The sequence below is a fragment of the Streptomyces sp. MS19 genome (assembly GCF_047200595.1).
Lineage (GTDB): Bacteria > Actinomycetota > Actinomycetes > Streptomycetales > Streptomycetaceae > Streptomyces.
In genome coordinates, this window is record NZ_JBJZOH010000001.1 from 306,041 (window position 1) to 325,713 (window position 19,673).

The following is a 19,673-nucleotide window of genomic DNA, read 5'->3' on the forward strand; positions in this document are numbered from 1 at the left end:
TCCGGGGTAGGTGTGACAGAACGGGGTTGTCAGCGTTCAGTCTTCCCGAACGCGCGTTGCCGCCGTGCCGTGAGGCGGATCAGGTGCCGCCATGGGCCGACCAGCCGCACGAACGGCTGGAGCGGACTTGCCGCGATCAGGACGGCCCGGCGCCGGGCCGGGGGTGAGGGCGGTGACGTGATGCCCGGGGGCGGGGTGAACGTGTTGTACAGGGCGGGGGCGAGGGCCAGCAGGCGGGCGGTCTGGAGAGGGCAGTGCAGCAGGACGCCGGCGGCGGCCAGGGCGGCCCAGCCGGGTCCGGCCCACCAGGACGAAGCGGCCGCGGCGGCGGTCAGTGGGGCGCCGAGCAGCCAGGCCGCCTCATCGGCCCATTCCCGGGCCACCAGGACCAACCGCGAGGCGGCGGGGAGGTGGGCGGGGAGGTGGGCGACGGCTGCGGCGTGGCGGTCGGGGCGGGCGGAGGCGGTGAAGGCGAGGGCGTGGAGGTTGGCCAGCCCGCCGGGGTGGGTGTAAGGCTCGTCCAGCACGATGGCACGGCTGGCGGTGAGCGGGGCACCGAGGAGGGAAAGCCGGTGCCCGGTGCCGATGTCCTCCATGGGCTCGGGGAAGCCGCCCAGGGCGCGCACGGCCGGGAGGTGGACGGCCATGCCGCAGCCGACCGCGTAGACCATGGGGCGGGCCCACATCCGCACCGGTTCGGGCAGGCGGGAGGCGGCCAGGCGGTGGTGGAGACGGACACGGGCGAGTTCGATCCCGAGGGAGCGGCGGAGCTGGTAGATCCACTCCCCGGCCAGCACCACGCCGAGCGGGCCGTGCGGGAAGGGGCGGCGGCCGGCGAGCGGGAGACGCTGCTGCTGGATGAGGGCCGGCGGGCGGCCGGTGCGCTGCCGGTGGGCACGGGCGGCGTCGACGAAGGCGTGCAGAGTACGGGCGTCCGGGCAGGCGTCGGCGTCATAGACGGTGATGAACGTGGCCTGGGCGTCGGTCGATTCGCTCCAGCCGAGGGGACCGAGGACTTGATCGAGGCGTCCGAGCGCGTGGTTGAGCTGTCCGGCCTTGCGCCCGCCGGTATCGGGCTGGTGCAGGTGGACCAGCGGCAGACCGCCGGGTTCCGGCGGGGCGGCGGCCAGGGAGGCGATGGTCTGTGCGGTGGTGGGCTGGGCGTCGAACAGCCCGGTCAGCACGGTGAGCCTGTCGCCGGGCGCGGCGGCGTTCACGGCCTGCGCGACTGTCTTGCAGCGGTGGGCGGGGAAGAGGCCGAGCAGTCGGTCGGGTTCCAGCGGCGCCAGCCCGGCGAGAGCGGGGAGTTGTCCGCGCTGGCGGGCGCGGGCGCTGGTCTCCCGTTCGGTGGTGATGACCACCACGGCTGCGCGGCCGGGCGGGTAGGGCAGGGCGGTGAAGGCGGCGACGGTGGCGGGCGCGACGGCTTGTTCCCGCAGCATGGGCAGCAGCACCACCAGCCACGGCACATCTTTTGCCGGGGGCGTGGGGCGGGGCGCGCGCAGCAGCCAGCGGGCGCACATCTCCACGGATGCCGCGGCCCACACCGCGCGGGCTGCCAGCGCGGTCACCAGCACGGGGACGGCCACGTGCAGCCATATCCCGGCGGCCGTCACCGGCCCTCCCCTTGCAACAAGGCGTGGATGGAACCGAGTTGGCGGGCGATGCGGGGCCAGGAGAAGTGCTCGGCCCGCGCGCGGGCGGCGGCCCGGCGTTCGGCGTGCGCGGCCGTTCCCCACTCACCCAGGACCGTGGCAACGGCTTCGATGGCGGCGCGGGGGTCGCCGGGCGGGACCAGCACCGTCCCGGGGGATGTGCCGGTGTAGTGGGGGATGCCCCCGGTGTCGGTGGCGACGGCGGGGGTGCCGCAGGCCAGGGCTTCGAGCAGCGCGTTGTTCGCGCTGGCGCCGGTCAGGGGCAGCAGGAGCACCGCCGCCCGCCGGTAGAGCGCGATCAGCTCGTCTTCGGCGATGCCTTCCAGGACACGGGCGGCCGGGTGCCAGCGGCGTCGTGCGGCCTGCCGGGTGACCACGGCCAGCTCGATGCCGGCGCCGTGGCGGCGGTGCAGCGCATCGTGTACGGCGTGAAGGACGGGCCAGTCGCGCAGCCACCAGCCGACGGTCAGGACCAGCGGTCGGCCATCCGGGGGCGGAGCGCCGCCGGGAGTGAAGGCGTCGGTGTCGATGCCGTGCGGCACCAGGTGCACGCGCTCTTGCGGCAGGTAGCGGGTGAAGAACTCGCGCTGGTCGGGGGCCAGGACGATGACCTGATCGGCGCGGGGTGCGAGTCGCTGCCACACCGCGTGCGGGAGAAGGCCGGCGAGGTGGGCGGGCGGCTGGTGATAGGTGACGGCGGTGGGGGCGGTGCGGTGGCGGGAGAACCAGAACTGTTCCTCGCCGTAAAGGACATGAGCCGGGCCCCGGGCCGCCAGCACGGCGAGGTCGGTGGCGAAGTGCTCGGGCGGGTAGAACGGCAGCGGGCAGCGCCGGGCGAGGACGCGGTGGGCCAGCGTCGCAGCCGACCGGGCCGGGCCGGTGGCGGGCGGCCTGATGACGCGCACACCGGCGGGGAGGTAGTCCAGCAGCCGGTCGTAGCCGCCGTGGCGGGTGTGCCAGGGGACGCGGACGACTGATGCGGTCAGGGGCAGGGTCACATGTCCTCGCTTCGGGCTGGCAGGAGACCGCAGGCGGAAAGGGCCGGGACGATGGCCGGGGAACGGCTCAGGTGCACCACCGGGGTGCCTGCGGCGCGGGCCTGGGCCAGCGCGGTGGCCCAGCGGCGGCGGTGACGGTGGTGGTGGGCCGGGCCCCACCACAGGATCGAGTCGCGGGCCAGCAGGTGGCGGAAGGTCTCGCGGTTGCCGGCGAACAGCTCCTGCCCAGTGGCGGCCCGCCGCAGCGATCGGGCAAGGAGGCGGGGCAGGCAGACGCGCAGCGGCAGGTCCAGCCATATCACCAGTTCTGCGCGGGCCAGCAGCATCTCGCCGGCTTGGCCGCCGAAGTTGCCGTCCGCGATCCACTTCCCGGCCGCGAGCGCGTTCCGCACCCGGGCGTGGAACTCCCCCGCCGCCACCGGGGTCCAGTCCGGTCCCCAGAACAGGGTGTCCAGGCCCAGGTGTGGCAGGCCGGTATGGGCCGCGACGGCGGCTGCGAGGGTGCTCTTTCCGGAGGCCACCGGGCCGACCAGCGCGATCCGCCGCGGCGGGGTGGATAACGTCACGGCAGCCTCCCGGTGATGGCGTCGGCGATCCGTTCCATCAGGTGCGGGGTGCGCACTCCAGCCGTCAGCGTCATCACCGGCACCCCGGCCGCCATCGCGCCCAGTACGGCATCCGCCCCCCTGCGCAAGTCGCCCAGGCTGCGGGTGCGTTCGGCGAACCACGGCTGGAGCCAGTCCTCGTCGTGCGGAGTGCAGCAGGCCGCGGCGAGCTGAGACAGCAGGCCACCGCTTCTGGGGAAGGCAACGGTCAGCGGCTGGTCGTCATCGCTCAGGCGGGGCAGCACGACCAGAGCCAGCGGGGCCGACTCCCGCACCCGGGCATGGGCCGCGTAGGCGAAGTCGCGCGGGGCGAAGGCCGCCTTGCGGACGGCCCGGAAGCCTCCCGGCAGCCGGTGCCCGGGGTGCGGGAGCGCCAGCGCGCCCCGGTCCAGGGCCGCGAGAGTGCCGCCGGCGATCCGCACCGACAGCGGTACGCCCACCACACGGGCGGCGTCCTCGGTGACCAGCGCGCGGTCCGAGGCGATCAGGTCGGCGCGGGCGTGGGCGGCCAGGGCCGCCAGCACGGTCGTCTTGCCCGCGCCGGACGGGCCCGGGATCAGGACCCCTGCCCCGGCGATGGCGGTGGCCGAGGCGTGGAAGGCGATCCAGCCCCGGTGCTCGCCGCAGCGCAGGACGATCTCCCGGATCACCCGCATCAGGTACCGCTCGCCGCGTTCGGCCTCGGGCCGCAGCACGATGTGCACCCGGCCCTGGCCGTCCTTGGCGTAGAGGTGGTCCGGACGCAGCCCCGAGCCGGGCGCCGGGCACCACCAGGTCACCTCGCCCAGCCGGACACGCTGGTAGGGCTCGTCGCGGAACGGTGTGACAGTCTGCCCCGGGGCGGCGGCCAGCCATGACGCGCGGTCGTGGAACAGATCATGGCTGGAGCGCACCCGGATATCAGTCACCTGCCCGCAGACGGGCGCGGAGCCGGTGTGGGGGAGAAAGCTGAGCAGGTAGTCCCACTGGTTGAGGCCGAAACCGTCCTCGGCGTGGATGGTGAAGCGGTGCCCGGCGAACGCGGCGCGGGCTGGTGCGCTGCCCACGGGTGCCGTCATGACGCCTCCCTGGTCCCGGTCGCCGACCGGGAGACGGAGGCGGGGGCGGTCGTGGTGGGGTGGAGGAGTTCTTCACGGGCGCCGGTGACGAGGTGACGGGCGATGTCGATGCCCATCTTCACCGCGTGGTCCATGTTGCCGATCTCGTACCGCCAGGTGCCGAACCGGCCGCGCGGGTGGATGCCCCGCATCTCCATCGACGGCACGATCACGTCCAGGGCGGCGTCCCGGCCGAGGGTGGGCACGGGGTATGCGTACGGGATCATCTCCACGTGCACTGACGCCAGTTCGGCCCGCTCGGGGACCAGGCCGCAGCGGCGCAGGGCTTGGTCGCAGGCGCGGGCAAGGGCCGACGGGTCGATGTGCGTGTCCGGCGGAATGGCGGTCTCGGTCATCCAGGAGCACAGCGAGGCGGTGTCGGAGGCGGGGACGTTGGCGGGGGCGTACTTGCTGAAGTTCGTCGCCCGGTAGAACGGGATGTCCGGCTGCGGGAAGTACAGCCAGGAGCGTTCGTCGGTGGTGGGCGCGGTGTATCCCAGGCCGACCATGGCGACGGTGGTGTGCCGCAGGGTGCGGGCGGCGGCCCGCACCTCTGCGGGGGCGTCGTCGGTCATCGCGACGAGTTCGTCCAGCGGGCCGGTGGCCACCAGGTGCTCATACGAGAGGCGTTCGCCGCTGGCCAGCACGATGTGCCCGGACCTGGTGTCCACCCCGGTCACGTGGGCGCCGGTGAGGACCCGGCTGGGGTCCAGGCGGGCGGCCAGGCGGCGCCAGATCTCGCCGGTGCCGCCGCGGGCGGGGAAGGCGAAGGTGGCGTTCGGCCCCCACCGGCCGGTGCCCGCGCGGGCCTGCGGGTTCTGGAAGGCGGCGAGGACGGCGTTCACATCGACGGGCGCGACCCGTTCGGCCACCCAGGAGGCGGCCATCTCCTGAAGCGCAGTCGCCCAGACCTTCGTGTTGTAGGGGGCGAAGAACTGCTCCACCAGCGCAGTCCCGTACATCGCGTGCAGCCAGGACGCGAAGTCTGCCGCGTCGGCCGGTGTGCCGCCCCGTTCGTCGCGGGCCGCCAAGAGGCCGGCCAAGGCGGCTTCGGCCTCGCCGGAGGGCAGCGCGTGCAGGTGATGCTGGAAGGGGTAGGGCACCCACCGGTCCCCGTAGCGGATGAACGAGGACCGGTCGTGGTGCAGCAGCTCGCCGGGGGTGAACAGCCCGGACAGCAGCCGGTCGAACTCGCCGAAATGGGAGAACACCACGTGCCCGCCCAGGTCCCAGGTGAAGCCCGCCGGATCGGTCACCGAGGAGCCCAGTCCTCCCGGGCGGGGAGCGGATTCCAGTAACAGCCAGTCGGTGAAGCCCAGGCGGTTCAGTTCGTCGGCGCAGGCCAGCCCGCAGGGCCCAGCCCCCAGGATGACGATCCGGCCGTGCACGGTGTGGTGACGGGGCATTGAAATTTCCCTTGTCAGGAACGGACGGCATCCAGCATCCGGCCGGCCCGGTGCGGGCCGGCCGGATGCGGCGATCAGGTGGCAGTCGGAGCGTGGCCGACCAGATACGGCACCCCCGGGGCCTGTGGTGCCTCGCTGTTGAGGATGTGCAGCGCGGCGGCGATGCGCCACTGGGTGTACGGGGCGACGAGTCGGGGCAGTGCCTGTGGCGCAGTCCGCCGGTATGACGTCAGCTCAGGTCCGAGCGCCACCGGGTGGTCTTCGGGCCACATGCCGCAGTCGAACACCACATTGACGCCCTCTTTGCTGTCGTTCTCGGCGGGCATGTGGTGGATCAGCAGGGTCCGGCCGGGCACGACACACAACCCGGTCTCTTCTTCCATCTCTCGCTGGCAGGCCACGGGTGCCGGTTCACCCTCCTTGGCACAGCCGCCGGGCAGGCTCCACCTGCCGGGCCCGGACTTGTACGCCTTCTCCACCAGCCGCACCTCCCCGGGCACGTTGCGGAACAGGGCGAGCGCGCCCAGGCGCCTCCCGGGTGGAGCGGTGAAATCGGCGCTGTCGTGCATGGTGACCTCCTGGTCGCTGGGTAACGGTGCCGCCTGCCCCGGCCGGGAAGGGCGGTGGCTGGCGGCTTGCTCGGCGGGCGGCACAGGGCCGTACGCAGGTCTGTCGGAATGGCGGAGAGCTATGGGGAGGTCGCCCACGCCGCGGCGAGAACGAAACCGATACCGAAGCCGATGGCCAGGATCAGCAGAGGGCCGGTGAACGCTGCCGCCATGAGCCTGGCGCGGCGCAGAGACCGGATCACCGCCGGCACTCCCGGGTGGGCCCCTCGGTGCTGTCACAGGCGGCCGGGCCGTCGTCGGGAGCGACGCGGAGGGCTGCATGGCGCCAGCCCGTAGCCATGCGCGCGATGGTGTCCGCAGCCTTGGCCAGGACGCGCAGGGACTGGGCGGCATCAGAACCAGCCCGTCCTCCGGCCGTGGCGACAGCGACGGTCTGGCGGATGGTCGCCTGCTGCTCGGACCGCTCGGCCGCGTCGGGCACAGCGGCGGCACAGGAACGGGCTTCAGGAACCAGAGCGTGGACATAACCGCACAGACGGCGGCGGAGGACCGCTACGAGTTCGCCCTCGGGCCGGCCGTGGTTCGCCAGTGCGAGAGCGAGCGCCACGTCCCGGCCCACCTCGCCAGAATCAGGCAGGACCGGCGCCGTGGCGGGCGGGGGCTGGGTGAGTCTTCCGGGCATGAGATCAGTCCTTGATCCGAGGACGTCTCCGGACAGCGCGAGACCACGCGGAGCGACTGACCGCGAGCTGAAGGTCAGCAGTCGCGCGAGCTACTGAAGACCACCATGCACGCCTGCATCCAGTGTTCACAAGGTTGCGGATTCATTTCCCAAAGAAAGAACGGGAGTTCTATGGACCTGCGAACCCGGGTGCAGGCAAACTGCACCCTGATAAGGGCTTTCGACTCCCTCAAAAGGCCAGCGGGAACCCGGATCGCTGCCCCCGATACCCGAAAGGGGACTCTGCGTATATGCCGACCATCAAGCCCGTTCCGACCCTCCGCCGGCGGCGTCTCGGCGGACATCTCCGAGATCTGCGGAACCAGGCCCGGTTCAGCCTGGAGACCGCGGCGGCGGCGATGGGCTGGGACTCCACCAAGCTGTCCCGCATCGAGAACGCCAAAGCCCAGATCAAACCGGCGGAGCTCGGGCCTCTGCTCGCTTCCTACGGCGTCCGGGACGACGAACTGGTCGCTGCCCTGGAGGGTCTGGCCCGGGACGCAGGCAAGCGCGGCTGGTGGCAGACCTACGGAAACGTCATGGCACAGGTCTACAAGGACCACATCTCGCTGGAGGATGACGCGGAGTCCACCCGCATCTATGCCTCCAACCTGATCCCCGGACTGCTCCAGACCGGCACGTACGCCCGGGAGATCATCGCGGCTACCGCCCTGACCCGAAGCCCTGAGGAGGTCGTCGCTCTCGCGGAGGTCCGCAAGACCCGCCAGGCGATCCTCACCCGCCCCCAGGGGCCGCTGGAACTGTGGGCGGTGATCCACGAGTCCGCCCTGTACTACCGCTCGGCCGCCCATCCGCCGCTGATGCGCGAGCAGTTGAGGCACCTGCTGGAGATGGCGGACCTGCCCAACATCACGATCCAGATCATGCCGCTGGCCGCCACCGCACACCCCGGCATGCTCGGGCTGTTCGAAGTCGTCCGGTTTCCGCAGCCGTGGCCCACTGTCGTGTTCCTGGAGAATCTGCGCGGCGGATACTTCGTCGAGGCGGACGACGACGTGAAGGTCTTCGAGACCGCCTTCGACCGCGTTCTCGCCGCCGCACTTCCCGTGGACGACTCCCGGGAGACCATCAAGAAGGCCATGGAAGGAAGCACCCCGTGAACCAGCACCGCACCACCGCCCCGGTACCCGCCGGCTGGCGGAAGTCCACCTACAGCAACGGCGGCGAAGCCTGCGTGGAGGTCGCTGACATCCCCGGCGGACTGGCCGTCCGTGACTCCAAGGACACCACCATCCCCGGCCTGCACCTCTCCGCCCCCGCCTGGAACATCTTCACGGCAGCCATCGCGGAGCAGATCATCTGATCTCGCGCCGCTTCAGACCGACGGCACCTCCTCATGGGTACTGAGGAGGTGCCGTCGGCATCTCCTTCCCCATCGTCCGGTGCCGAATGCAGAAGCCGCGCAATCGCACGCCGTCACCCGGCCGGATGAACCATTCCGCACAAGCCGCCCCGTCCCCCGGACCAAGCGCCCACGGCGTCAAACTTCCTCCCATGCAGCCGACTTGTGCGGCACCCAAACACCCCCCACCTCCATACACTGTGTGCCCATCGAGCCACCCACCGATGAGCACCTGCGTGTGAGCAACCGCCGTGCGGAACGTGCCGAGGGCCGTTTCGAGGTCACCGCGCGCCGCGTCGTCCTCCGGCAGAGACGACGCATACACATCGGCGAACTCCTCGGCCGCCCGCAGCACTTCCGCGAGTGTGGCACCCGCGTCCGACTCGTCGAGCACCGCACGGCCCCGGGAGACCCGGAGCAGGCCCGCGCGCGTCAGGCGGAAGTCCAGGCGGAACGACGAGTCCCCCCCACCAACTCCCAAGCACCGCCTCTCCCGCCACCGCGGCGGACACCCGCCGCGAACCGCCGCAGCCCGTCGAACAGGCCAGCGACAGCGACATGGATCAACATCCCCTGGTCCGGCACGTGCCCCCGTGAGCAGACCGCCCCGCCCGATCCGCTCACCACGATATCCCCGAGGCCGAACGCCTGAACGCGCCGACCGGACACGCCCCAGGAGGTCTTCACAGGGTGGTCCGACGACAGTTCGAACTTGCCCGTCTGGATCAGACTCATCCCGGTGCTTCTCTTCCTGCCGTTGTCGCACTGACGGGCGTCCGGACCACCCACACGATCCTTTCCAGAGCCCGGATGTTCACCGGCGTCCGCACGTAATCGGCAAGAGCCGGGCTACACCTCCCGTTCCACCGGGAACGGACATACGACGCGGAACGCGATCGGTCCGCACACAGTGAGGAAGCGCCCTCAACCGGTCGCGGATGGGCGGGACGGGACCCCCGGGCGGTTGCGCTGGTGGCGGCCCCGGCACCGGCGGGCGGCGAACGGGCCACCGCCGCTGGCCTGGGCTCAGGTGTCGGTGAGCTGCTGCTCCGCCCAGATCGTCTTGCCGGTGGCCGTCTGGCGCGTGCCCCACTGCTGGGTGAGCTGCGCGACGAGCAGCAGGCCGCGGCCGCCCTCGTCGAACGTCCGGGCGCGGCGCAGGTGGGGCGCCGTGCTGCTGCTGTCGGACACCTCGCAGATCAGCGACGACTCGCCGCGGATCAGCCGCAGCTGGATGGGCGGCGAGGCATGCCGGATCGCGTTGGTGACCAGTTCGCTGACGACCAGTTCGGTGATGAACGCGGCTTCCGGCAGGTTCCAGGCGATGAGCTGGTCGGACGCCATCTTGCGGGCGCGGGCGACGACGGAGGGGTCGGGCTCCAGGTCGAGGGTGGCGACGTGCTCGGCGTCGAGGGCACGCGTCCTGGCGACGAGCAGGGCGGCGTCGTCGGTCTGGCGTTCCGGCAGCAGCCGCGACAGCACGGCGTCGCAGACGCTTTCGAGGGAGTCGGCGGACTGGGCGAGGACGTCCTGGAGGATGTGCTGCCCGGTGTCGAACTCCCGGTCGCGCGGGGCGATCAGCCCGTTCGTCGTCAGCGCGATGAGGCTGCCCTCCGGCAGCCGGGTCGCGCTCGCCTCGAACGGCAGGCCGCCCACGCCGAGCGGCGGGCCGGGGGTGACGTGCAGGGGCACGGGGGTGCCGTCCGGGCCGACGATCACGGGCGGCGGGTGTCCCGCGCTGGCGACGACGCAGTTGCGCGACACCGGGTCGTAGACGACGTACAGGCAGGTGGCGCCGATCTCGCCGACCGTGGTGGGCGCGGGGTCGAGGGCGCCCGTCTGCTCGGCGAGGTGGGAGACGAGGTCGTCGAGGTGGGTGAGGAGTTCGTCGGGCGGCAGGTCCACGTCGGCGAGGGTCCGCACGGCGGTGCGCAGCCGGCCCATCGTCGCCGAGGCGTGCAGGCCGTGGCCGACGACGTCGCCGATCACGAGCGCGACGCGCGTGCCCGACAGCGGGACGACATCGAACCAGTCGCCGCCCACGCCCGCACGGCTCCCGGCCGGGAGGTAGCGGGAGGCGACCTGCACGGCGGCGTGGCCCTGGAGCTTCTGCGGGAGGAGGCTGCGCTGGAGCGCGAGGGCGGTGCCGCGCTCCCGCGCGAACCGGCGCGCGTTGTCCACGCTGACGGCCGCCCGCGCGCACATCTCCTCGGCCAGCAGCAGGTCGTCCCGCGCGAAGTGCTCGGGGCGGCTGCGCAGGAAGAGGGCGATGCCGAGGACCGTGCCGCGCGCGCGGAGCGGCACGGCCATGGCCGAGTGGATGCCGAACTCCTCGTTGACCGACTGGCGGCTCGGGTGCTCGGCGGTCCAGTCGGTGAAGGACGGGTCCCCCTCCGACGCCATGACGGCGCGGCCGGTGGACAGGCAGCGGGCGGTCGTGGAGTCCGGCGGGTAGTGGGTCGCGCCGCCGAGCGGCACCACGGACTCGGGCGTGCCCTCGTGGACGGACTGGCGGGCGGCGCGGCGCAGCGTGAGGTCGCCGGTGGGTGAGAGGGGCGGGGGTTCGCCGCCCGAGGTGACCTGGGGCAGGAGGTCGATGGTGGCGAAGTCGGCCAGCTCGGGGACCATGATGTCGGCGAGTTCCTGTGCCGTGCGGGTGACGTCCAGGGTGCTGCCGAGCCGGTCGCCCGCCTCCTTCAGCAGCGCGAGGCGGCGCCGGGCGCGTGCCTGGTCGCTGACGTCGGCGGCGGCGGCGAAAACGCCCCGCACCTCGCCCGCCGGGTCGCGCACCGGCGAGAGGTCCACCGCCCAGGTGGCGTTCTCGCGTGTCTCCAGGGTGGACGTGACCAGTTCGAACCGCTGGTACCTGCCGTCGCGGGCGACCTGGCGGGCCGCGGCGACCAGCCCGTCCATGGCCCGGGTCACGCTCTCCCCCGTGGCCGAGGGCGGCGAGCCGGCGGGGGCCATGTCCGCGAGGCCGTCGGACCTGTAGAGCTCGGCGAGCGTGCGGCCGAGCACCTCCTGGCGGGTCTTGCCGAGGTGGCGCAGGGAGATGGCGTTGATCCACCGGATGCTGCCGTCGGTGCCGTAGACGCTCAGCGCGTTGTTCGACTGTTCGAAGGCCCATTCCAGCAGTCCGGCCTGCTCGGCGGCGTCCTGCCGGAGGGACGCGGTGAGGAGCCAGCGCGGTGCCCCGTCCTCGCCCTCCGACGGGGCGGCGACGATCCGGGTGCGGACGACTTGGCCGTCGCGGTGCCGCAGGCCGAGCCAGCCGTGCCAGCCGGCCAGCCGGTCGCGGCACTCGCGCGCGACGGCGGTGGCGTCGTGGGCGAGCAGCGGCGCGGCGGGCCGTCCGACGACCTCGCCGGACGGGTGGCCGAGCAACCGCTCGGCCCCCTCGCTCCAGGCCCGGACGACTCCGCGCGCGTCCACGACGGCCGTGGCCGCCTCTGCCCCGGGGACGAGGACGCCATCGGGTCGGTCCATCGCGTTCATCCTTCTCACCACGCCCCTGCGGCGCGGACCGTCGTGCGCGTAAATGCGCGCATATCCACGGAAACCGTATCGCCAGGCGAGCCGATCGCGCCACGTCGCCGCCGGGCGGGCGGCGGCGGTGGGCGCGGCTACCAGCGCTCGTGTACCTGTGCCCGGATTCTGCGGTCGTACAGCTCCGTCACGGCGTCCAGGGTGGCGGCGGGCAGGGGCGGGAGCGCGGCGGCCGCGGCGTTGGCCCGCGCCTGCTCGGGCGAGCGGGCGCCGGGGATCACGGTGGAGACGCCTGGCTGCTGGATGATCCAGCGCAGCGCCGTCTGCGCGGCGGTGGCGCCGGACGGGGCCAGACGGGCGAACTCGGCCGCCGCCTCGACGCCGGTCGCGTAGTCCACGCCGGAGAACGTCTCGCCCTGGTCGAACGCCTCACCGTGCCGGTTGTAGGTGCGGTGGTCGTCGGCGCCGAAGACCGTCTCCGCCGTGTAGCGGCCGGAGAGCAGCCCCGAGGCGAGCGGCACGCGCGCGATGATCCCGACACCGGCCTCGCGGGCGGCGGGCAGCACCTCTTCGAGGGGCTTGAGGCGGAAGGGGTTGAGGATGATCTGGACGCTGGTGGTGCCCGGCCTGGCGATGGCGGCGAGCGCCTGCTCGCACGTCTCGACGCTGACGCCGTAGCGCGCGGTCCTGCCCTCGGCGACGAGGGTGTCCAGCGCGTCGAACACGGTGTCGGAGGTGTAGACGGGGGTCGGCGGGCAGTGGAGCTGGACGAGGTCGAGCGTGTCCACGCCGAGGTTCTCGCGCGACCTGTCGGTCCAGGCGCGGAAGTGGTCGAGGCTGTAGTTGGCGGGGTCCTGCGGGAGGCGGCGGCCCATCTTGGTCGCCACGAACAGGTCCTTGTCCGGCCGCCGGGCGCGGTAGCGGGCGATGAGGCGCTCGCTGCGCCCGTCGCCGTAGACGTCGGCGGTGTCGAGGAACGTCACCCCCGCGTCGACCGCGGCGTCCAGCACGGCGAGCGCGTCGTCCTCGACGACCTCTCCCCAGTCCGCGCCGAGCTGCCAGGTGCCGAGTCCGACGACGGACACCTGCTGTCCTGATCTGCTGAATGGTCGCTGCTCCACGGGGGCATTGTGGCAGGCGCGCGCGAGGGCGCGGGGCGCGGTCCGCACGCTGGGCGCGCGGGGGGCGCTTTGCGCCGATGTGACCCGCTCGTCCGCGCGTGCGAGGCCGCCTCTACGATGGGACGCGTCCCCCGTACGCGCCTCCCCGAGGAGTGGCATGTCCGCGCCGTCGTCAGCCCGTCCGGCGGCCGGCCCCGGCGCACCCGGGCGCGCCCGGGTGTACGCGGTGTGGTCCGCGGGGGTCCTGGCGTACGCGATGTCGGTCATGCAGCGGACCTCGCTGGGCGCCTCGGGACTCGACGCGGCGGAGCACTTCGGCGTCTCCCCGACGGCGCTGTCCACGTTCGTCTTCGTGCAGGTCGTCGTCTACCTGGCGATGCAGATACCGGCCGGGCTGATCACCGACCGGTGGGGGCCGCGGCTGACGGTCGCGGCCGGGGGCCTGACGGCGGCGTGCGGGCAGACGCTCCTGGCGTTCGCGGGGAACGTGCCGACCGCCGTGCTGGCGCGGCTCGTCGTCGGCGGCGGGGACGCGCTGATCTTCACGGGCGTCCTGGCGCTGCTGCCGCGCTGGTTCCCGGCGCGGCGGGTGCCGGTGGTCACGCAGGTGACGATGATGCTCGGGCAGGCCGGGCAGATCCTGTCGGCCATGCCGTTCCTGGCGCTGCTGCACGGGGTGGGCTGGTCGAAGGCGTTCGCGTCGGCCGCCTCGCTGAGCCTGCTGGCCGCCGTGCTGGCGCTCGCGGTGGTGCGGGACGTGCCGCCGGGCGTGGAGCGGCCCGCGCGCGCCCCGGCGTCCGCGCGGGAGGTCTTCGGGCAGCTGGGCACGATCTGGCGGCGCCCGGGGACGCGGCTCGGGTTCTTCGGGCACATGGTGACGCAGTTCCCGATGACGGTGTTCTCGCTGCTGTGGGGCGTGCCGTACCTGGTGTCGGCGCAGGGGCTCTCGCCGAGCGCGGCGAGCGGGCTGCTGACGCTGTTCGTGGTGTGCGCGATGGCGGTCGGGCCGGTGCTCGGAGTGCTGACGATGCGCCACCCGATGCGGCGTTCGTGGCTGCTGCTCGGGGTGGCGGGCTCGGCGGCCGCGGTGTGGACGGTGGTGCTGGCGCTGCCGGGGCGGGCGCCGCTGTGGCTGCTCGTGGTGCTCGTGGTCGTGCTCTCCGCCGGCGGGCCGGGCTCGGCGGTCGGGTTCGACATCGCGCGGACGTCGAACCCGCCCCGGTCGCTCGCGGTGGCGCAGAGCATGGTGAACCTGGGCGGGTTCCTGGCGTCGCTCGCGGTGCTGTTCCTGATGGGAGTGGTGCTGGACGCGGCGGGCGGCTACACGTTCGACGCGTTCCGGCTGGCGTGGCTGGTGCAGTACCCGTTCTGGGCGGCGGCCGTGACGGGCGTGCTGGTGACGCGGCGCAAGGTGCGGCGCGCGCTGGCGGCGGAGCGGGTCGTGGCGTCCGGGACGCCCGGCGCGGCGGTCACCAGCCGGGCGTGAACGCCGTCACGCGGGCCGGGAGGCCGTTCCCGTGGGGGATTCGAGGGTGCCGGGTTCCGGGTGGGTCGCGACCGGGCGCGCCGGGCGGTGCGCCGGGATGAACAGGGCGACGGCGATGGCGGCCAGCGCGGACACGCCCGCCACGGCGAACGCCGCGCGGAAGCCGTCGGGTGACGGGACCTCGGCGCCGCCGAACGAGGTGGTCATCGAGGCGAGCAGGACGCCCGCCACGGCGCTGGACGACGAGATGCCGATGGAGCGCATCAGGGCGTTGAGGCCGTTGGCCGCCGCCGTCTCCGTCACCGGCACGGCGGACATGATGAGGGCCGGCATCGCGGCGTAGGCGACGGCGATGCCCGCGCCGATGATGCAGGAGACGAGGACCAGGTGCCACACCTCGGTCATCAGCGGGATGCCCACCGCGTAGCCGAGCGCGACGCCCGCCACGCCCGTGATCAGCGACGTCTTGGGGCCCCAGCGTGCCGAGACGCGGGCGGACAGCGGCGAGACCAGCATCATCACGACGCCGCTCGGCGCCATGCACAGCCCGGCCGCCACCATCGACTGCCCCAGTCCGTAGCCCGTCTCCGCCGGGAGCTGGAGCACCTGGGGCTGGACGAGCTGCATCACGTACATGGAGAAGCCGACGAGGACGGACGTCAGGTTGGTGAGGAGGACGCGGGGCTTGGCGGTGGTGCGCAGGTCGACCAGCGGGGTGCGGGCGCGCAGTTCGTAGGCACCCCACAGCAGGAGGATCACGGGGGCGGCGGCGAAGAGGGCGAGCGTCGGTGTCCCGGACCAGCCCCAGTCGCCGCCCTTGGAGACGGCGAGCAGCAGGCAGACGAGTCCGGCGGACAGGCCGAGGGCGCCCATCAGGTCGAAGCGCCCGCCGCCCCGTACCGGCGACTCGCGGACGAGCGCCACGACCAGCGCGAACGTGATGACGCCGAGCCCTGCGGAGCCCCAGAACAGGGTGTGCCAGTCGGTGGCCTGGGCGACGGCGGCGGAGACGGGCATCCCGAGGGCGCCGCCGATGCCGAACGAGGCGCTCATCAGGGCCATGGCGGAACCCATGCGCTCGGGCGGCAGTTCGTCGCGCATGATGCTGATGCCGAGCGGGATGACGCCCATCGCGCAGCCCTGGAGGGCGCGGCCGACGAGGATGGGGACGAGGGAGTCGCCGAGCGCGCAGATGGCGGAGCCCGCCACCAGCAGGCCGAGGCAGAGGAGCAGCACCCGCCGTTTGCCGTACATGTCGCCGAGGCGGCCGGTGACGGGGGTGGCGACCGCGCCCGCGAGCAGCGTCGCGGTGATGACCCACGAGGCGGCGGACGGCGAGGTGTCGAGCAGCGCGGGCAGGTCGGGTATGAGCGGGATCACCAGGGTCTGCATCACGGCGACGGTGATGCCCGCCGCGGCGAGGGCGCCGATCACGGCGCCCGCCCTGCCCTCCTGCCTCCCCGCCTGCTGCGCCGGGACAGGGATCGGTTGAGCCATCGTCGAGCCTCCGCTTCGGTCGTGCCGACGGACATGCATGATACATACACTATGTAAAGCACACACCAAGGATTAGGATGCACGCACGATTCCGGGACAACCTTGCGAATCGCTTGCGCCACTCCCCCGGCGCGCGCGACCGCACCGAGAACGGGAGGCAGGCGTGCAGGACCTGTCCGACCTCGAACGCGAACTGATGCTCGTCACACGGGCGCAGGCGCTGTGCCCGGCGGGGGCGCGCGCCGCGTGGGCGCAACTCGACCGGTCCGCCTATCTGCTGATGAGCCGCATCGAGGCACAGGGCCCGATGTCGATCGGCGAGCTGGCGGAGGCGTTCGGGCTCGACACCTCGACCGTGAACCGGCAGACGGCCGCGATGCTGAAGAGCGGCCTGATCGAGCGCCACCCCGATCCGGCGGGCGGCATGGCGCGCAAGCTCGACCTCACGGCCGAGGGCGCGCGGCGGCTGGCGGCCGACCAGGAGGGGTACCGGGAGTCCGTCGCGCGGTTGCTGGAGGACTGGCCGGATGAGGACGTGCGGCAGTTCGTGCGGCTGCTGGCGCGGTACAACGCGGGCTGCGAGGGGCGCAAGGGGAGCCCCTGGCCGCGGCCCGAGGGGCTGCTGCGGGGGTAGGCCCTGTCTCACACGTCCCGCAGGGGCGACGGCTCCCCCAGCCCGGCGGCCGGGAGGTGCCCCCAGGCACGGCACCTCGCCGCGTTGTCGGCACACCCCTGCTTTCCCGGAAGGGGGCCCCAGCACAAGGGCGTCCCTCCGTCCTGCGATGCACCGCACCAGCCGCCGCCCCCGCCTCCGGCGGACGGCGCCATGTGTCCGACAGGGCCCAGCGCCACCGGGCGGGGGCCGCCGGGCCGTTCAAAGTAAGGTATGCCTAACATGGGGGCGAGGGGCCCGCGTCGCCGCAGGGCCCGCCATGCCGGTACGGGAGGAACGACCGTGAACGACCGCCAGACCCCCGCCGACCGGCCCGCCCGCAAGCGCACCGTGCACGAGGGCCGCGTCCTGCGGACCGAACGGATCACGCCGCACATGATCCGCGTCGTGTTCGGCGGAGCCGGGCTCGCCGCCTTCCGGGCGGGCGAGTACACCGACCACTACGTGAAGCTGCTGTTCCCGGCGCCGGGCGCCGCGTACCCCGAGCCGTTCGACATGGCCGTGATCCGCGAGACGCTGCCGCGCGAGGAGTGGCCGCGCACCCGCACGTACACCGTCCGCGCCTGGGACCCGGACGCGGGCGAGCTGACCATCGACTTCGTGCACCACGGCCCCGAGGGCCTCGCCGGGCCCTGGGCGGACGGCGCCCGGCCGGGCGACACGCTGCGCATGCTCGGCCCCGGCGGCGCCTACGCGCCCGACCCGGCCGCCGGCTGGCACCTGCTCGCCGGTGACGAGAGCGCGCTGCCCGCCATCGGCGCCGCGCTCGAACGGCTGCCGGAGGGCGCCGTGGCACGGGTGTTCGTCGAGGTCGCGGGGCCCGACGAGGAGCAGAAGCTCGCGACGGCGGGCGAAGCCGACATCGTCTGGCTGCACCGGGGCGGGCGCCGGATCGGCGAGGCGCTGGTGGAGGCCGTGACGGCGCTGCCGTTCCCGGCGGGCCGCGCCCAGGCGTTCGTGCACGGCGAGGCGGGCTTCGTGAAGGAGCTGCGGCGGCTGCTGCGCGTGGAGCACGGCCTCGGCCGCGACCAGCTGTCGGTCTCCGGCTACTGGCGGCGCGGCGCCGACGAGGACGGCTGGCAGTCGTCCAAAGCGGAGTGGAACCGCCAGGTCGAGAAGGAGCAGGAGCAGGGCACGGCGGACTGACACGGCGGTTCAGGCCGCCGCGACGGCCAGGAGATAGCCGGGGAAGGCGAAGCGCACGGCCAGCCGCACGTCCGCGCCGCGCGGACCGGCCAGCTCCCGCAGCGCCGCCGGGGCGTACATCTTCCGGAAGCTGATCACACCGTCGTGCACGTGCGCCGCGCCGCCGGTGAGCCACAGCAGCGGGACCGCCGAGAGGTACGCCGGGTGGCGCCAGCCGTCCACCAGCAGCAGCCGCCGCGCCACCCGCGTCCCCTCCCGCAGCACGCGCACCACGGCGGGCGGCGGCAGGTGATGCAGCGACAGGGCGAAGACGGCCAGGTCGTACGCCTTGTCGGGCGCGTCCACGGCGGTCGCGTCGAGCCGCCGCACGTCGGCGCGCGGGTGGTGTCCGAGGTCGCCCGCGCGCAGCGCCGCGACGACGGCGGGGCTGTTGTCGCTGACGGTGAGGCGCACGGACGGGTCGGCGGCGAGGAGGCGGCGGGCCAGTCCGCCGTGGCCGGCGCCCAGTTCGAGGACGCGCGGCGCGGCGGTGTCACGGGTGTCCCCGGCGTGCGCGTGGGCGAGGGCGAGCGTGTGCCGCGTGACGGTGCGGTGGCCGCCGGTCAGCCGGTGCATGCGGTCGAGGCCGCGCAGGACGCGGGCCTGCCGCTCGGGGTGGTCCTCGGAGTCGATGTACTCGGGGCGGTCGGTCTCGTAGCGGCGGTCGAGACGTGACGCGCGCGGGCCGCCGCGCGGCAGGGGGCCGTTCACGGGACCTGGGGCGCCGGGACGCCGGTCAGCGCCCCGGCGAGCGCGCACAGCAGGACGAGGGCCGGGTAGACGCTGGCGCGGTTGAACAGGACGAGCGCGGCGTCGGGGCCCGGGTCGCGCAGCAGCCGCACGGCGGGCCACAGCAGTCCCCACGCGGCGGCGAGCGCGGCACCGGCCGGGGCGACGGCCCCGATGCCGGGCGCGCGGGACGCGAGGAGGACGACGCCCGCCACGGACGTCACCGCGACACAGCACGCGACGACGATGCCGGCGGCGCGCGGCCCGTGCACCACGGGGACGGTCCTGATGCCGAGCGGACGGTCGTCCTCCGCGTCCGCCCAGTCGTTCGGCACATTGCGCCCGCCGATCTCCCAGGCCGCCATCCACAGGCAGAACAGCCCGAGCACCGGCCAGTCGGGCTCGGGCGTCGTCACGAACCACCCGGCCGCCGCGCCCGCCGCGACCATCAGGCCGCTGAGCACCGTCTTCCACGGCGTGACGGTCGCCAGCGCGCAGTAGCCCGCCTCCAGCAGCGCCGCGACGGCGAACAGGACCACGCACACCCAGCTGATCAGCGCGGCCAGGACGAGCGCGGTGGCGCTGAGCAGCAGGACCCAGAGGAGGGCGGCCGCGTACGGGAGCCTCCCGGTGGCGATCGGGTGCCGGTCGCCCGCGCCGTCGATGTCGAACGCCCCGGCCGCCACGCGCTGTTCGGCGCCCCTGCGGTCCACGCGGGCGTCGATGAGGTCGTTGGCGGAGAAGACGGCGAGGTAGCCGGCGGTCGCCCCGAGGACCGCGACGAGCAGCCGTCCCGGCGTGGGCGGCCCCGTCGCGGCGCTCGCGACGACCGCCGCGAGCAGCGGCTGCGCGACGCTGAGGGCCGCCTGCGTGCCGCGTGAGAGGCCGTACAGGGCCCGGACCGACAGGGCGAGGGTGGTCACGCGGTCTCCCGGGGGCGGCGGCGTTCGTGAACGCCCGTCACGCTAGCGGGCGGCCCGCCGGGCGCGGGGCCGTACGGACGCCGCCGTCCGGGTGATTCACGGCCGCGGCCACCGGGCAGGGCCGTCAGGGGGCTCGCCCGCGGGCCGCTGACCTGCGCG

18 protein-coding genes are annotated in these 19,673 nt (G+C 73.7%); 6 read left to right on the forward strand and 12 right to left on the reverse strand.

Annotation, left to right across the window (positions count from 1 at the left end; genetic code table 11):
* Positions 1-29: 29 nt before the first annotated feature.
* The 6 genes from ACL02R_RS01410 to ACL02R_RS01435 all read right to left on the reverse strand — a co-directional run bounded on the left by ACL02R_RS01410 (position 30) and on the right by ACL02R_RS01435 (position 6,330).
* Complete coding sequence (locus ACL02R_RS01410; protein WP_412794937.1) at positions 30-1,616, reverse strand: hypothetical protein; 1,587 nt, start codon at positions 1,614-1,616, stop codon at positions 30-32.
* Positions 1,613-2,653 (reverse strand): glycosyltransferase family 4 protein, encoded by a 1,041-nt coding sequence (locus tag ACL02R_RS01415; protein WP_412794938.1) that lies wholly within the window; start codon positions 2,651-2,653, stop codon positions 1,613-1,615. Before ACL02R_RS01415 ends, ACL02R_RS01410 begins: the two co-directional genes overlap by 4 nt.
* Positions 2,650-3,219, reverse strand: coding sequence for a hypothetical protein (locus ACL02R_RS01420; protein WP_412794939.1), 570 nt, complete (start codon positions 3,217-3,219; stop codon positions 2,650-2,652). Before ACL02R_RS01420 ends, ACL02R_RS01415 begins: the two co-directional genes overlap by 4 nt.
* Entirely contained in the window at positions 3,216-4,316 is a 1,101-nt protein-coding gene (locus tag ACL02R_RS01425) for a hypothetical protein (protein ID WP_412794940.1), read from the reverse strand. The genes ACL02R_RS01420 and ACL02R_RS01425 overlap by 4 nt, the downstream gene beginning before the upstream one ends.
* Positions 4,313-5,761, reverse strand: coding sequence for a protoporphyrinogen/coproporphyrinogen oxidase (locus ACL02R_RS01430; protein WP_412794941.1), 1,449 nt, complete (start codon positions 5,759-5,761; stop codon positions 4,313-4,315). The genes ACL02R_RS01425 and ACL02R_RS01430 overlap by 4 nt, the downstream gene beginning before the upstream one ends.
* 74 nt (positions 5,762-5,835) lie before the next feature.
* A complete protein-coding gene (locus tag ACL02R_RS01435) occupies positions 5,836-6,330 on the reverse strand; it encodes an NUDIX domain-containing protein (protein WP_412794942.1) in 495 nt (164 codons plus the stop codon).
* Positions 6,331-6,649: 319 nt separating this feature from the next.
* On the opposite strand from ACL02R_RS01435, the gene ACL02R_RS01440 reads away from it, so the two are divergent.
* The 3 genes from ACL02R_RS01440 to ACL02R_RS01450 all read left to right on the forward strand — a co-directional run bounded on the left by ACL02R_RS01440 (position 6,650) and on the right by ACL02R_RS01450 (position 8,375).
* On the forward strand, positions 6,650-7,027 hold the full coding sequence (locus tag ACL02R_RS01440; protein WP_412794943.1) for a hypothetical protein: 378 nt from the start codon (positions 6,650-6,652) through the stop codon (positions 7,025-7,027).
* 275 nt (positions 7,028-7,302) lie between these two features.
* A complete protein-coding gene (locus ACL02R_RS01445; RefSeq protein ID WP_412794944.1) occupies positions 7,303-8,172 on the forward strand; it encodes a helix-turn-helix domain-containing protein in 870 nt (289 codons plus the stop codon).
* On the forward strand, positions 8,169-8,375 hold the full coding sequence (locus ACL02R_RS01450) for a DUF397 domain-containing protein (protein WP_412794945.1): 207 nt from the start codon (positions 8,169-8,171) through the stop codon (positions 8,373-8,375). Before ACL02R_RS01445 ends, ACL02R_RS01450 begins: the two co-directional genes overlap by 4 nt.
* 471 nt (positions 8,376-8,846) lie before the next feature.
* On the opposite strand, the gene ACL02R_RS01455 is transcribed toward ACL02R_RS01450, so the two are convergent.
* The 3 genes from ACL02R_RS01455 to ACL02R_RS01465 form a co-directional block, all read right to left on the reverse strand.
* On the reverse strand, positions 8,847-9,149 hold the full coding sequence (locus tag ACL02R_RS01455; RefSeq protein ID WP_412794946.1) for a hypothetical protein: 303 nt from the start codon (positions 9,147-9,149) through the stop codon (positions 8,847-8,849).
* 291 nt (positions 9,150-9,440) lie between these two features.
* Complete coding sequence (locus tag ACL02R_RS01460) at positions 9,441-11,900, reverse strand: SpoIIE family protein phosphatase (protein WP_412794947.1); 2,460 nt, start codon at positions 11,898-11,900, stop codon at positions 9,441-9,443.
* Between the two features lie 137 nt (positions 11,901-12,037).
* Complete coding sequence (locus ACL02R_RS01465) at positions 12,038-13,021, reverse strand: aldo/keto reductase (protein WP_412794948.1); 984 nt, start codon at positions 13,019-13,021, stop codon at positions 12,038-12,040.
* A 226-nt stretch (positions 13,022-13,247) separates the two neighbouring features.
* On the opposite strand from ACL02R_RS01465, the gene ACL02R_RS01470 reads away from it, so the two are divergent.
* On the forward strand, positions 13,248-14,507 hold the full coding sequence (locus ACL02R_RS01470; RefSeq protein ID WP_412794949.1) for an MFS transporter: 1,260 nt from the start codon (positions 13,248-13,250) through the stop codon (positions 14,505-14,507).
* Between the two features lie 6 nt (positions 14,508-14,513).
* Here ACL02R_RS01470 and ACL02R_RS01475 read toward each other — a convergent pair whose 3' ends face one another.
* Entirely contained in the window at positions 14,514-16,004 is a 1,491-nt protein-coding gene (locus ACL02R_RS01475) for an MFS transporter (protein WP_412794950.1), read from the reverse strand.
* 163 nt (positions 16,005-16,167) lie between these two features.
* Here ACL02R_RS01475 and ACL02R_RS01480 point away from each other — a divergent pair, with 163 nt between their 5' ends.
* Complete coding sequence (locus tag ACL02R_RS01480; RefSeq protein WP_412794951.1) at positions 16,168-16,638, forward strand: MarR family winged helix-turn-helix transcriptional regulator; 471 nt, start codon at positions 16,168-16,170, stop codon at positions 16,636-16,638.
* Positions 16,639-16,959: 321 nt separating this feature from the next.
* Positions 16,960-17,823, forward strand: coding sequence for a siderophore-interacting protein (locus ACL02R_RS01485; RefSeq protein WP_412794952.1), 864 nt, complete (start codon positions 16,960-16,962; stop codon positions 17,821-17,823).
* A 9-nt stretch (positions 17,824-17,832) separates the two neighbouring features.
* Here ACL02R_RS01485 and ACL02R_RS01490 read toward each other — a convergent pair whose 3' ends face one another.
* Together ACL02R_RS01490 and ACL02R_RS01495 are read right to left on the reverse strand one after the other, a co-directional pair.
* On the reverse strand, positions 17,833-18,573 hold the full coding sequence (locus ACL02R_RS01490; RefSeq protein ID WP_412794953.1) for a methyltransferase domain-containing protein: 741 nt from the start codon (positions 18,571-18,573) through the stop codon (positions 17,833-17,835).
* Entirely contained in the window at positions 18,570-19,514 is a 945-nt protein-coding gene (locus tag ACL02R_RS01495; protein WP_412794954.1) for a UbiA family prenyltransferase, read from the reverse strand. The genes ACL02R_RS01490 and ACL02R_RS01495 overlap by 4 nt, the downstream gene beginning before the upstream one ends.
* Positions 19,515-19,673 lie beyond the last annotated feature (159 nt).